This window comes from Sphingobacterium sp. MYb382, from assembly GCF_037572665.1.
Classification (GTDB): domain Bacteria; phylum Bacteroidota; class Bacteroidia; order Sphingobacteriales; family Sphingobacteriaceae; genus Sphingobacterium.
The window spans coordinates 425,532-439,489 of sequence record NZ_JBBGZT010000024.1; the positions used below are offsets into that span (position 1 = coordinate 425,532).

Annotated in this window: 8 protein-coding genes and 1 tRNA gene; 5 read left to right on the forward strand and 4 right to left on the reverse strand. The window is 39.4% G+C overall.

Annotated elements, in window-relative coordinates; translation table 11 throughout:
* Positions 1 to 896: 896 nt before the first annotated feature.
* Complete coding sequence (locus WH223_RS12540; RefSeq protein ID WP_340048050.1) at positions 897 to 1,493, reverse strand: hypothetical protein; 597 nt, start codon at positions 1,491 to 1,493, stop codon at positions 897 to 899.
* Positions 1,494 to 2,033: 540 nt separating this feature from the next.
* Here WH223_RS12540 and WH223_RS12545 point away from each other — a divergent pair.
* Together WH223_RS12545 and WH223_RS12550 are read left to right on the forward strand one after the other, a co-directional pair.
* Positions 2,034 to 2,882, forward strand: a complete 849-nt coding sequence (locus WH223_RS12545) for a TraB/GumN family protein (protein WP_340048051.1) — start codon at positions 2,034 to 2,036, stop codon at positions 2,880 to 2,882.
* Positions 2,883 to 3,619: 737 nt separating this feature from the next.
* Positions 3,620 to 3,691: transfer RNA gene (locus WH223_RS12550), tRNA-Glu, on the forward strand.
* Between the two features lie 243 nt (positions 3,692 to 3,934).
* Here WH223_RS12550 and WH223_RS12555 read toward each other — a convergent pair.
* Positions 3,935 to 4,120, reverse strand: coding sequence for a hypothetical protein (locus WH223_RS12555; RefSeq protein ID WP_340048052.1), 186 nt, complete (start codon positions 4,118 to 4,120; stop codon positions 3,935 to 3,937).
* 124 nt (positions 4,121 to 4,244) lie between these two features.
* Here WH223_RS12555 and WH223_RS12560 point away from each other — a divergent pair, with 124 nt between their 5' ends.
* The 3 genes from WH223_RS12560 to WH223_RS12570 all read left to right on the forward strand — a co-directional run bounded on the left by WH223_RS12560 (position 4,245) and on the right by WH223_RS12570 (position 10,366).
* Positions 4,245 to 4,604, forward strand: coding sequence for a hypothetical protein (locus WH223_RS12560; protein ID WP_340048053.1), 360 nt, complete (start codon positions 4,245 to 4,247; stop codon positions 4,602 to 4,604).
* A gap of 92 nt (positions 4,605 to 4,696) precedes the next feature.
* The gene (locus WH223_RS12565; protein ID WP_340048054.1) at positions 4,697 to 5,824 is read left to right on the forward strand and encodes an efflux RND transporter periplasmic adaptor subunit; all 1,128 of its coding nucleotides are present in this window, start codon (positions 4,697 to 4,699) and stop codon (positions 5,822 to 5,824) included.
* Entirely contained in the window at positions 5,825 to 10,366 is a 4,542-nt protein-coding gene (locus WH223_RS12570) for an efflux RND transporter permease subunit (protein WP_340048055.1), read from the forward strand. It begins immediately after the preceding gene.
* A gap of 76 nt (positions 10,367 to 10,442) precedes the next feature.
* On the opposite strand, the gene WH223_RS12575 is transcribed toward WH223_RS12570, so the two are convergent.
* Both WH223_RS12575 and WH223_RS12580 read right to left on the reverse strand, forming a co-directional pair.
* Positions 10,443 to 13,067, reverse strand: a complete 2,625-nt coding sequence (locus WH223_RS12575) for a TonB-dependent receptor (protein WP_340048056.1) — start codon at positions 13,065 to 13,067, stop codon at positions 10,443 to 10,445.
* On the reverse strand, positions 13,067 to 13,945 hold the full coding sequence (locus tag WH223_RS12580) for a GLPGLI family protein (protein WP_340048057.1): 879 nt from the start codon (positions 13,943 to 13,945) through the stop codon (positions 13,067 to 13,069). Before WH223_RS12580 ends, WH223_RS12575 begins: the two co-directional genes overlap by 1 nt.
* Positions 13,946 to 13,958: the final 13 nt, after the last annotated feature.

The window sequence follows — 13,958 nt, forward strand, 5'->3', positions numbered from 1 at the left end:
GCGAAGGGTGATTATCAAGTAAAAGCTTTGTAAAAAAATAAACATTGTAGATTGTTACAACTTTGAATACCACACAATCTTCACCTTTCGTTAATACCATGTTATCAGATGCTGTTATATATTAGTTACTTTAAATAAATATTAACAACAGACAGAACCTATCATCAATCTTATTTTAACTTAAATAACAGAATACCAGCTTTAGTACTGTTATAGAGTCTATATATTAAATTATTCTCATCCGTAAAAGACTGATATAAATACAATCTATTTTTTTCAAAAATCTATTTAAAGGCTAAAGTCTTATTAAAAAAAGAAAGTTCCTTACGGGAATCCGTAAACGTTTTAATAATTTAGGTATTTCTGATAACGGGCCACGTAGTGGCGATTTAAAAGCCTAAATTTTCAATTTTGTCCGGCACATGCACAAAAAAAAAAACAAAAACACATTAATAATCAAAAACTTACAAAGTTACAAAGGATTCGAACCACCAAGATAATTAAAAGGGATGTTTACATTTAAAGTTAAAGAAAAATCACTATATTGTATTAATAGCAATTGCAGCAAAAACGTATGTCAAACCAGTGCGTTATTCGGTGAGTTCGAAAAAAAACATTTGTAAACAACTGATAAAGAACTTAAAAACTCCAAGGAGATATTACCCTACGGGCTACAAAAGCAACTCAAATGAGTTGCTTTTTTTGTTTTTAGACCATTATTTAAGAGAATCATTAAAATTCTCAAAAAGTAACGTTTCGTCATATAAGATTCTAAAATCAAATGCGGAAAAACTACAATTGACTGTAAATAAAAAATTATTTTTCTCTACTTTACGGCATTGTCTTTAATAACTTGCAATAGTCATTAATCGAAAGAGCTTCATCGTTACCTTAATTTAGTACCAAACAGAAAGTGTCCCCAGTAAATGGGGTGTGGACAACGTAACACTTCCATCTCCATTAAGTCTAGCATAAATCCTAATGTTTGACTTTACAGGGCCTCTCTCGATTTTAGCAGGTACCCAATACTTGCGTTCTCTTAATGTTGGAGTTCTTTGCGAAAATTTTAGTACATCTTTTACAGCATCGGAAAATGCAGATTGCTCGCCAGCTTCTAGAATCAAACCACTCAAATCTCCACTCACATCAACTACACCACGAAAAACAACAATTGAATCAATACCAAATGTAGTATTAATATCAGCGAACTGTTTTTCTACTGCCGAACAGAGTTTTTTCAAATCACCAGAATATTTTGCTGGTACACCCAGTTCTGTACGAACGGGGATGTCTCTGTTTATACCATTTCCTAGACATTCCAGTTTAAAATTAAATATCACAGAATCTTGGCGAATAATTGTTCTAAGTACTTTACTGTTTAGACATTCTATTTTCTTTCCATAAATCTGCTGAACATCTATTTGGGGTTCGACGAAGCGGATACTGTTTTTATATTTATTGTTGAATACGTATACGTCCCCCTCAAAATTCATATCGTAGAATTCACTATCCCAAAAATCAGTATTGTGATCTCGATAGCGTAATCGTATTTCATGGAGTTTGTCATTTCGGAACAGCCCCCATACTTCTTTCAGTTTTTCTTGCTTAAAAAAAATGGATTATTGCTAGTATCCCTAATTGAAACACGTATATTAATTATATTTTGGTCAATATTTTTCTGCTGATCGACGGATTGTGCGACCAAAAAATAAGTTGATAAGAAAAAGAGACTTAAAAGTAAAGATGTTTTCTTTCTCATTACAAATAGAATTTTAGCTATACTTCTAACCTATACTTGCCAAAATAAGCAACCTTGTCACCTGCGATCCAACCTACTTTCTTGAAAGTCTATCAACTTATCTGGACAGCATCAGTTCTTTAATCTTCATAATTCTTATTGAAGATAGTAAACTAATTCATTAAAAGCGCGACTATAGCATATATTACTTTGATAATAAAAAACATGACCGTGGTTTATTATAAAACCGTCGTTAGTACGTACTTTTAAAAAGAAAACCATCATAAGTAATGACATGAAAAAAAACCTTATTCTTTTCTTTTTATTCTTCTTTATAATATCGCTCAGCTTTGCACAAAGCAATTCCTTGCTATGGAAAATTTCGGGCAATGGCCTAAAGCAAGATTCTTACCTATTTGGCACTATACATATGCTATGTCCGGAAGACTTTGAAATCAAGCAGAAAAACTTGACAGCACTAGCAGCTAGTCAAAAAGTTATTTTCGAAGTAGACCTTTCAAAGGCAGAAAATATGTCTATCATCCAGAAATATACTTCGCCCGACCCCGATTTCATAAAGGCCTATTCAGAAGAGGAAATCAGAAAAATGGATAGTGTGTTAACCGCAGAGCAGTTCTCCATAAAGATATTAGACTATGTTTCACCTATCACCGCGGTCTCTCTCTTCTCCATGAAAAGTTTCAATTGCCCTGACCCGAGACAGCTAAAATCCTTTGAAGCAGAATTATTAGCATTAGCGCACACGCAAGGCAAAACAGTTGGAGAACTTGAAACGCCAGAATTTCAATTTTCAATGCTTAAAGACCTGATTACACCCAAGCTTTTTATGGAGTCAGTGTTTCAGTTGGATAAATATCCTGACTTGACGGCCAAAATGGTAAACGCTTATAAAAGCGAAAATCTAGCAGAATTGACAAAGCTGATTCAAGACCCGACATGGATGAGCAAGGAACAAAAAGAGAAATTATTAAATGATAGAAATAAAAACTGGGTGACTCTTATTCCAGCACTGATTAAACAAGAATCATGCTTCATAGCTGTCGGAGCGGGTCATCTACTCGGGGAGCAAGGGTTAATTCCATTACTACAATCCAAAGGCTATACCGTAACAGCAGTAAACTAATAAAAGTCAGCACGTAGAAAAGCAGGAAATAAAACCGAATCTCTTGCTCTTCTACGTTAATCATTGCATACTATTATAACGTGTCCTAAAAAATAGGTCTACACTTAATATATCTATGTTTATTTTTCCCAGATATAAGGCCTCTTATAGCAGGCATAGCATTTAAATCGTTTGAGTGGTAAAAAAAAGAAGAAAGTTTTTACCCATTGAGCGCGAGGCACGCGATCTTGCAAATGACCTCTTTTACATAATGGGCACAACTTGACCTGGTGCGGAGGTAATTCATCCATGAGTATGATTATTAAATTGATTGTTAATTCTTTGGCAGATGTATTTTGAGCTGATTTTCTGCTTTTAGGGGGGCAGATAATCGCACAAACATATTGGTAACAAAAATAATATACTTTTATTAATTTATCGTTAATCAAAAAATAAAAGTGAGATTTTTATTTTTTACCGTAAAATTATGAGGTCGAAATTCTACTATAGCTGGTTATCGACATATTCTATCTATGGATATTTCGGTGTTGTCATGTTTAAAAACAGGAAGTAGCACGATGGTGAGCAACCAAAGGGAAGGTAAGTCCTCTAGAAAAGTAGGTAGCGGGATAAAGGCAATAATAAATTTCAAAAAATTAGTCGCTTAAAAACAAAGAGTTAGTAAAAAAAGGCGCTTTTTATCTATTCAAATTGGTAATATTTGATTTTTTATCTATATTTGCATCACCAAAAACAATGGCCCGTTCGTCTAGGGGTTAGGACGTTAGATTTTCATTCTAGAAACAGGGGTTCGATTCCCCTACGGGCTACAAAAGCAACTCTAAAGAGTTGCTTTTTTGCTTTAAGGCCATTCTTTCCACCGATACAAGAAAATCATATAAAATCAAAAAGAGTAATTTTTAATTTTATATGATTATAAAATTAACAGTTAAAATCAATTGCATTTAAAAAACTCACCAAATTCACATAAGTGGTTTAAAAAAGTAATAAGCCCGATTGTTGATCGAGCTTATTAAAAATAATACTATAGCGTACGGTTCGTGTTATGACCTTTAAAATAACTTCGTCCCATAATCGGCAGCCTCCTTATCGTTATTCTTTTTAAACTCATTGTAGCGCTTAATATACTCTATAAACACTTTGTTGTTCATCTTTTTCTCATTTTCCAACAGATTCAACAACTCGGGCGCATCATCCATAAAATCACCTATATTTTCGACAATCCTGCTTTTGGGCAAACTTCCAGATAAAAAGCCTCCAGTACAAACATCATAAAAAAGGGCTGCCCTAGCAGAAGTTAATCATGTTATTTTTACATTAAAGGGTGGCTTTCCCGGTTTAGCTTCCTTATCTTTGCCCACGATGTTTAAATTGCTTCACTTTTTAGCCTTATTTGGTTACCTCAACTTGCTAAGTTTTGAGGTGAAGTATGCTGATGTGGCAGAAATGACACCTATCACAGCAACGGACAGCTTATTGGAAGTTTTATTTGAAGATGTGCTGAACTTTGAGTCGCACAGCGAAAAACTTCCAGAGTTGATGTTTGATGACTATAGCAATATGGTGAAAACCATCTTGCTGATACCGTTATTTTTTATTCTCACGTGGCTATGCCGCAAGCTTCTTCTTTTCGAGCGCATCATCAAACATCCGGTCTATTCCTTCAATAGACTACCGCAACCCGGATACTATACTTTTCTGTACCGTTTTTTCCCGTTCTAATTCCCTATAGCATCGCTATATAAACCTGCATTATTCTTTGTAGGTCAATTCCTTATTTCTTAAAATTTTATTATTTAAAATTCATATTTGTTATGAACAAAAAACACGTGCTGTTCTCATTATTGGGGATTAGCTTATTTTTTGCGGCATGTACAGCTGTAAGCAATGAAAACAAAAAAGAACCGCAAATTAAAACGGTACCTGTCAGCAATCTGGTACAGATGGACACGATCATCTACAAAGAATATATTGCGGATATACAATCACAGCGCAACGTAGAGCTACGCTCCCGTTTAGCAGGCTTTTTAGACCGCATTTATGTAGATGAGGGCGCACCTGTTAAAAAAGGACAAGTGCTATTCGCTTTAAATGAAGATGAGTACAGCGCTAATTTAGCTCAGGCCAAAGCCATCTTAAATAATGCCAAGGCAGAAGTAAAAAAAATAGAGCTCGAAATCGAGCGTACAAAAAAACTGGTTGATAAAAATATTGTAAGTAAGACGGAGTCCGATTTGTTAGCCTTACAACTGCGTGCTGCATTTTCGAAAGTAGCCGAGGCAGAAGCCATTGTTAACCAAGCGAGCAGTAAATTAGCACACACAAAAATACGTGCCCCTTTCGATGGAAGAATAGACCGTCTATTGCTTAAAGAAGGTTCTTTATTAGCCGAAGGCGCATTAATAACGACAATTTCCGATTTACAACGTGTAAATGTTTACTTCGATATTTCGGAAACAGAGTACTTAGCAATTGCCTCCGACCCAACTTTTGACAGACATAACTTTAAACGCGATGTACGATTAATTCTTGCAAATGGCGAGCTATACCCTTATCCGGGTGTTGCCGAAATTGTAGAGAGTGAATTTGAGGCGAGCACGGGTTCTATTTCCCTACGTGCTAAGTTTGACAACCCAAACCGACTACTGAAACATGGAGCCTCGGGTCGTATCGCGGTACCTACAAGCACTGGAAACCTAACCTTTGTGCATCAAAAATCGGTATTAGAGATACAAGATAAGCCTTATGTATTCGTCGTTAAAGACAATATAATCAAAATGACACCTTTCAAACCGGGTCAACGTGTAGGCCATTACTACATCGTTGAAGAAGGCCTTGCACCAAATACCAAAGTAGTATATGAAGGCGTTCAAAGCCTACGTGACGGCATGACAATAAAGCCTAAAGAAGTGCAAGTAACAAATATAGGAGGTCAGAAATAGATGTTTGAAACGTTCATAAAAAGACCAGTACTATCGCTGGTCATATCGATTTTTATAACCCTTCTCGGGTTATTATCCCTATTTACACTGCCTATCACGCAGTTTCCTGATATCGTACCGCCATCGGTGGTGGTCACAGCAAATTATACTGGAGCCAATGCGGAAGTAAGTACCAACGCAGTAGCTATTCCTTTGGAACGTGCTATTAACGGGGTTGCTGGTATGACGTATATGAATTCAGTATCCACCAATAATGGTACGACACTGATTCAAGTATTTTTTAAAGTTGGTGTAGACCCTGATATCGCTGCCGTAAACGTACAAAACCGTGTAACGACCGTTCTCGATGAGTTGCCGGAAGAGGTTATCAAGGCCGGTGTAACCACAGAAAAAGAGGTAAATAGTATGTTGATGTACTTAAACCTCTATACGGATGATGAAACCGCTGACGAACGCTTTATCTACAATTTCACGGATATCAATGTTCTGAAAGAGCTGAAAAGAATTGAAGGTGTTGGATTTGCACAAATCATGGGTATGAAAGATTATGCCATGCGTATTTGGGTAAAACCCGATAGGCTTTCTGCCTACTCCATATCGACTGATGAGCTTGTCGAAGCTTTACGCAGACAGAATATCGAAGCAGCACCAGGACAAACAGGTATCAGTTCCGATAAGGCGATAAATATGCAGCAATATGTGTTGCGCTACCCGGGTAAATTTACCGAAGTAAGCCAATACGAGAACGTTCCTATTCGTGCAAACGCCAATGGGTCGATTATCCGTGTTAAAGATGTGGCAGACGTAGAATTTGGTTCGCTTGACTATGAAATGGTATCGAAGACCGACGGCAGACCATCGGCTTCCATCATGCTAAAACAATTGCCAGGTTCCAATGCACAAGATGTAATTCAGAGTGTTAAGGACCGCATGGAAGAGCTCAAAGGAACAACCTTCCCTCCGGGGATGACCTATACCATGGGTTACGATGTTTCGCGTTTCTTGGATGCATCGATATCCAGCGTTTTAATAACCCTGCTAGAGGCTTTTATACTTGTATTTCTTGTTGTTTTTATCTTCTTACAAGATTTTAGAGCTACTATTATCCCAATTTTAGCGGTACCTGTAAGTTTAATTGGGGCTTTATTTTTCATGCAAATGATGGGCTTCTCTATCAACTTATTGACCCTATTTGCATTGGTTCTCGCCATCGGGATTGTCGTCGACAACGGTATTGTCGTCGTCGAGGCCGTCTATGCCAAGATGGAAGAAGAACACCTAGCACCACTAGAAGCAACCATCGCAGCGATGAAAGAAGTAGGTTCCGCCGTTATCGCTATTACGTTAGTTATGTCGGCGGTATTCGTTCCGGTCGCCTTTCTGGAGGGCCCTGTAGGTATATTCTACAGACAGTTCTCCCTTACGCTGGCGGGCTCTATTGTTATTTCAGGTATCAACGCGTTGACGTTGACCCCTGCCCTATGTGCCATCATCCTCAAGTCGCCACACGATAAAAAGGAAAGCAAAGGGCTCTTAACACGTTTTTTCAAGGCTTTCAACCAGCGTTACGACAAGCTTAGCGGTGGATACAAAAGTCTATTGGTACGTATCGCCGGACGGAGAGTCGTTACCTTAGCAACACTTGCTATTCTTTTTGTTTTAACCTGGGGTTCGGCGAGTATCTTACCTTCCGGTTTTATTCCTACGGAAGACCAAGGGATGATTTATGTAGCCGTTACGACGCCTCCTGGCGCTACCGTAGACCGTACAGAAAAAGCGCTAGATGAGATTGACTCCATTGCACGTTCACTTGACGTAGTAGAGACCGTATCTACTTTAGCCGGCTACAGCATTGTAACGGAAGTATCAGGTGCATCCTACGGTATGGGTATGATTAACTTGAAAACATGGTCTGACCGTAGCGAATCGGTAGATGATGTTATTAAAGTTCTGCGGGAGCAAACAGAAAATATAGCTGACGCGGAGATTGAATTCTTCCCTCCACCAACAGTTCCCGGCTTTGGTAACTCTTCGGGATTTGAACTTCGCTTATTAGACAAAAGTGGCAATGAAGACCTTAATCAAACCAGTCAAGTACTCGAAGATTTTATTACAGCTTTAAACGATGACCCCGTAATAGAAAGTACCAGTACCACCTTTGATGTGAACTTCCCACAATATATGCTGAACATCGATTACGATTTGGCAGCTAAGAAAGGTATCTCGGTAGAGAACTCGATGAATACTTTGCAAACGCTACTGGGTAGCCAGTATGCAACCAATTTCATCCGCTATGGGCAGATGTACAAAGTTATGGTACAGTCGGATGCTTTCTCGCGCCAGAAACCTGAGGACGTCCTAAATTTGTATGTAAAAACAAAAGATGGCGAGATGGTGCCGTACTCTTCTTTTATGAAGATGGAAAAAATACGTGGTCCAGAACAAATTACGCGTTACAACATGTTCAACTCAGCGATGATTACCGGACAGGCAGCACCAGGATTTAGTTCGGGGCAGGCGATAGAAGCTGTCGAGCGCGTGGCGAAAAATCTGCCGCAAGGTTATGACATTGAATGGTCGGGTATGACGCGTGAGCAAAAAATATCTGGAAATCAAGCCGTTTATATCTTCTTGCTGTGTTTAGTTTTCGTATACCTACTTTTAGCGGCGCAGTATGAAAGTTTCCTACTCCCTCTGCCTGTTATCTTGTGTTTACCTGCAGGTATATTTGGCGCTTTTATTTTCTTAAAAGCATTTGGATTGGAAAACAACATCTACGCACAGGTAGCTCTCGTGATGCTTATTGGTTTGCTCGGTAAAAATGCGATTCTTATCGTAGAGTATGCGAACCTACAGTATAAACAAGGCAAGGACATCTTGACAGCTTCCATTGATGGTGCTGTAGCCCGTTTGCGTCCTATTTTAATGACTTCCTTCGCCTTTGCGGCAGGTTTAATTCCATTGATGTTGGCCAATGGTGCCGGTGCTATTGGTAACCGAACCATCGGTACCGCCTCTGTCGGCGGAATGGTTATCGGAACAATTTTAGGGGTTATCATTATCCCAGGCTTAGTGGTTTTGTTTTCTAAAAGGGCCAAAGCGACAAAGGTTGTTTCCATTATTGCCTTATTCTTTTTCTTCTCGGCTTGTAATGTGCCACAGAAAATTAGTAAAAATGAAGTGGAAGAAACCTTGAAAGTAGAGTCGAAAGCCTTATTAACAGATTCCAGCAGCATCGCTAACCTATCGTGGAAAACAGTATTTCAAGATGCGCAATTAGTAGCCTTAATCGATACGGCGCTGAAAAACAATAAAGACCTGAAACAAGCTTTGTATCGCATAAACATCGCACAGGCAAATTTCAGACAGAAAAAAGCATCGCTTTATCCCACCTTGGATGCTGCTGTAGAAGCCGGCTTGCGTAAGTATGGCCACTATACGGAATCGGGTATTGGTAATTACGATTCAAACTTTTCGGAAAACCTGAAATCCGATGAGATGATTCCAGAACCCTTTATTCCGGATTATTTTGTTGGCGTGCGTTCTTCTTGGGAAATCGATTTATGGGGGAAATTAAGAAACCGTAGAGAATCGGCCTACATGAGCCTACTCGCAGAATACGAGACGACACGTTTGCTAGAAACCTCCTTAATTACGGGCGTTTCATCGGCTTATTATGAACTATTGAGTCTAGACCGTAAAATTAAGGTCTATCAAAATAATATTGTATTACATGAGCGAGCGCTTGCTATTGTGGAAGCACAAAAGGAAGCTGGTCGCGCAGATGAGCTAGCGGTGCAGCAGTTTAAATCTATCCTTGCGGAATCCAAAGCAAGAGCCGCACTTGCACGGCAGGAGATATTAAACTACGAGCACCAGATTAATCAGCTTTTAGGCCGTATATATCAACCTATCAGCCGAAGTGCGGTTGCCGATATCGACACCATGCTTTTCGCACAGCTGACGGTTGGCAGTTTGGATGACCTACTAAACAACAGGCTCGACATCCGCCAAGCAGGCATGGAACTACAGGCCAAATATAATGACCTCGAAGTGGCTAGACTTTCGCACCTACCATCGGTAGCTCTGGCTCCTTACTTAGGCCTACAAACTTTTAGTATTGATAAGCTATTCAACGTAGATAAATCATTAACATATGGTCTATTAGGCTCGGTTACAATACCTATCTTTCGTCAGCGCGAGCTACAAGCAAACTATCAAACGATGAAAGCGAATTATGAAATTGGTTTCCTAGAATATGAAAAGGTTATTCTCCATGCCGTTAATGAGGTTTCATTGACCTTAAAGACGCAGCAAACTATTGCTGAACGACACGAGATTATCAACCAACAGGTGACCGCACTTTCAGATGCTATTATGGCGGCTGAAGAATTATTTATCGCTGGCCGCGTAAGTTATCTGGATATCATCACCGCTCAAAAAGATATTATCTTGGCTCAAGAGTCGCAGGTGGATATCTTAAAAGAGAAGATGATTAACCAAATTGTCTTGTACAAAGCCCTCGGCGGAGGCTGGAAATAAATACAAAAAGGAGCAACAGTGAAAATGTTGCTCCTTTTTATTTAGCGTAGTATTTTCAAAAAGTATGCTCGACAAACTAAAAGCTCCAATTGACTTTGAGGAATGCCATCCGACCGCGCAATCGGTAGCTCTGATTGACGGAGGTACCTTCATACAGATGATAAGTAGAGAAATCTTTCTGATTGAAGATATTTTGCATCGTAAACTCATAGTCCATTTTTTTATTCAATTTATACCGAATCGTTCCATCCGCATTTAGGAAAGAAAACTCATTTCCATTATTTTTTAGGTACATAGAATTTCCCCGCAGGGTAAGAAACGCCCGCGACCGGTAGGTATAGGATAAGCTCAAATTATGTTGACTAATGTATCCTTCATCAACACGAATGCTCTCGCGTTGATGTCCTTTATTCCACTGCAAACTACCGACATATTTCCATTGAACACCAACCAAACGACCGGCCAATGTAGGTTTTAAGAGGTAGTTACGTAGCACATAGTTATAGCTTTCCCCATTGAATAAACGTGTACTATTTCTATCATTAAAACTCACCCCCAAGGACGAAGTTGCCCGCAGGAAGTTGAGGTATTTACTGATGTCGGCATTCACGGTTTGGCTTGTCACCGAATTATTTCCGGAAATATAGCCCAACTGTTCCGCCACACTATCGGCTTGCACGGAGCTTATCACATTTCGAAACTCGCGGCTCCAGTTGTAGTTCACATTGACAAACAACATCTTCTGTGGTGATTCAATGGAATAAAATGCAATTAGGTTATGAGTACGCGAATAGGGCAGCGTAGAAGCTGACTTCTGCACCGACCGAAAACTATTCATAATATAAGCCGCAAAAACATCCGAGATTTCGCCTACTTTTTGTTCGCGCCATAGTGAGGCTAAAAAACGATGATTCCGAACGGGACGGTAGTTAAAATCTAAACGAGGTGTGAAAAGCAGTAAGTCTTTCCTACTTTTCAAAGCTTGTGGTTCATCTTTATAGCCTATACCTTGCCAACCCAAAGGCACTTTCAGCGAAAGTAGGCTCTTTCTTTTGGTATAGCTAAAAGTAGACAATGTTTTCACCCGTTGAATATCCCAATTCAAATCGTTTACAAAGTTAAAAGGTGAACGTATGGCTCCTTCGTTATCTGTCTGTAACTTAGCGTCCAACTGCTGATGGTCTATTTCCAAAACTACGCCATAGCTCTGTTGTATATTCTTCCACGGCTTCAACATATAATTTGCAGAAAGACTCGTCTCAAATCGTGATTTACGCACATCTTGCCGAGGGTTACCACTTAGCTCAAAAGGAAGGAGAATGGGTAATTCTTCGGAAGATATGACCTTTAAATTTTCAGGGCTTCTATCGAGTTTCGTTTTCCAATTAAAACGCCAAGTATTCGCGCTTTTACCATTAGGCACAAATTGTAAATCATTCAACAGCACATAGCGTTCTTGCAGCAATCGCTCCCAAACGGAAACAACTCCTGTTAGCGCTTCATTTGCCGTATTAACACGCCCATATTGCACATTCAAGTTATTGACAAAATAATTACGCTCTACATTTTTCAGTAGGGAAAGTCTAAAATCAACATCGAAAGGCTTACTCGTTAGTTGTGCTGTTTCTAGGTAAAACAAATTTTCATCCGAAAGCAGATAATCCTGTCGAAAAGATGAGCTCAGCAGTTTTTTATCGGCCGAAAGGCCTAAATTGGCACGTATATTCCATTCTTTTCCCAATTTCAGGAAATGATTAGACAACAAAGCAATTCCTCTATTGTCATAAAAATTGGAGGAAGGGAGCTCGGCGGCGGCATTAATTCCGTTTCGCAGGTAATAGGGTGACAGATTAGCCCCCTGCTCATATCCACCTAAATCCTGCATCCCCTCTTTCACATCTTTCCCTATATTGTTTAAAAAGAGGCTATTCAAAGACTTAAAACTAGCCTTAAACCGTGTGGTATGAACTTCTAGGAGGTATTGTTTGGGTAATCCCGCAGCAGCGGAAACTGTTGCTAACCATTGGGCCGCGGCACCAGACTTAACCTTTAAATTTATAGCCACATCATTGCTTGATATGCGGTCTTTTAAAGCTTTTATAGGTTGATGATTTCGGTATACCTCAACGGCTGAGATAATATCAGCTTTGATATTGTTGGTACCTACCCCATATTTATTACCGAATAGGTCATCACCATCAACCATCAGCTGACTTATAGACTGCCCATTGTAGCTAATTTTACCAGCATCGCTCACCGCAAAGCCGGGCATCCTGCTGAGCACGTCGCCTATACTACGGTCGATAGAATCGGCAAAAGCACCCACCTGATACACCAAGGTATCTCCTTTTTGTCGTATAGGCACGGCTTTACCATAGACTTCTTCAATCTGTCGAACCTTAGCCGCACTTGTAATGTTGTAATAAGACAACTTGCTGTCGTAGGCTACACTTTGCTTTTCGTAGGCAATATGATTAAATTCCAACACCGCAGCCTTAGAGAGTGACTGAAAATCATACGACAAGGCAAACTCTCCTTGGTCATTGGTACGCGTAAAGCGTAAAATTTTATCCTCCATCTTCAGTAAAATGGAACCACCAGCAATGGGCTTCCCCTCTTGGTTGAGTACCTTACCACCAATACTTTGCTGTGCCAAAACGTCCACAGCCATTAACATAAAAAGTATAAGAAGTTTCCACATTAAGGTTTCGATAAAGCGATAGGATTCGGAATAACGACATTCCACGATTTATTATTCGAAATACCTAAGTCAAACCCTCCACCTAATCCTGAGGCTGTCAAAGGATTATCTACATCTTCCTTAAACAACTTAGGATTTATCTTAGCCAAATGTGCTTTTTTCTCAAAGTCGGCCTTATCAGTAATAATTGAACCGTCAGCAGAACTTAACTGAATAGGTTTGTATTGCGGCAAGTAGTCTAATACTTCATTTTCAGTATCGGCAGGCTCTAGTCTAGAAAATAAATATTTAACTTCACCACGACTATCGACCGCTTCCACAATCAAGCCCGGTAACCCACGAAGAAACCATGGACCCGCCGGAATAGCATGCTCCAAGGAAAACCAAGCTTCCCAATCGCGCCCTGCATATTGGGCCGTTGCAAAACTGCAAGGGATACCGACAATGGTACGGGTGCTATCCACCAATTGCCAGTCTATCGGATTAAGTGTCTCGGGATAAATATAATGCCTGCTGATATACGCATCAACAAGTGCTTGATTAGTATTGTAGGAGATAATAAATTCCTCGGGAATAATAATCTTTCCCGCAATCATATTCACCTGTACTTTTCCCATGTCGAGCTCCTGAAGGACTTGTTTCTGTAAAACAGCTTTCGACAAAACCATATCATAGCTGATAAACTGTGAATGTTCTGTTCCCACCTTCAGCAACATCAATTCTTTATACACCTCATCCTTTTTATTCTCATTGCGCACATGATGGTGCTCATAATAAACCCGATAAACAGGCTTTTCATGAATCGTAGATTTAATGCTTTGAGAGTAAACTGCAAGAGGCATAACCAAAAAGATAAATAGCTTATACAATTTCTTCATGATAGCAAGCGTT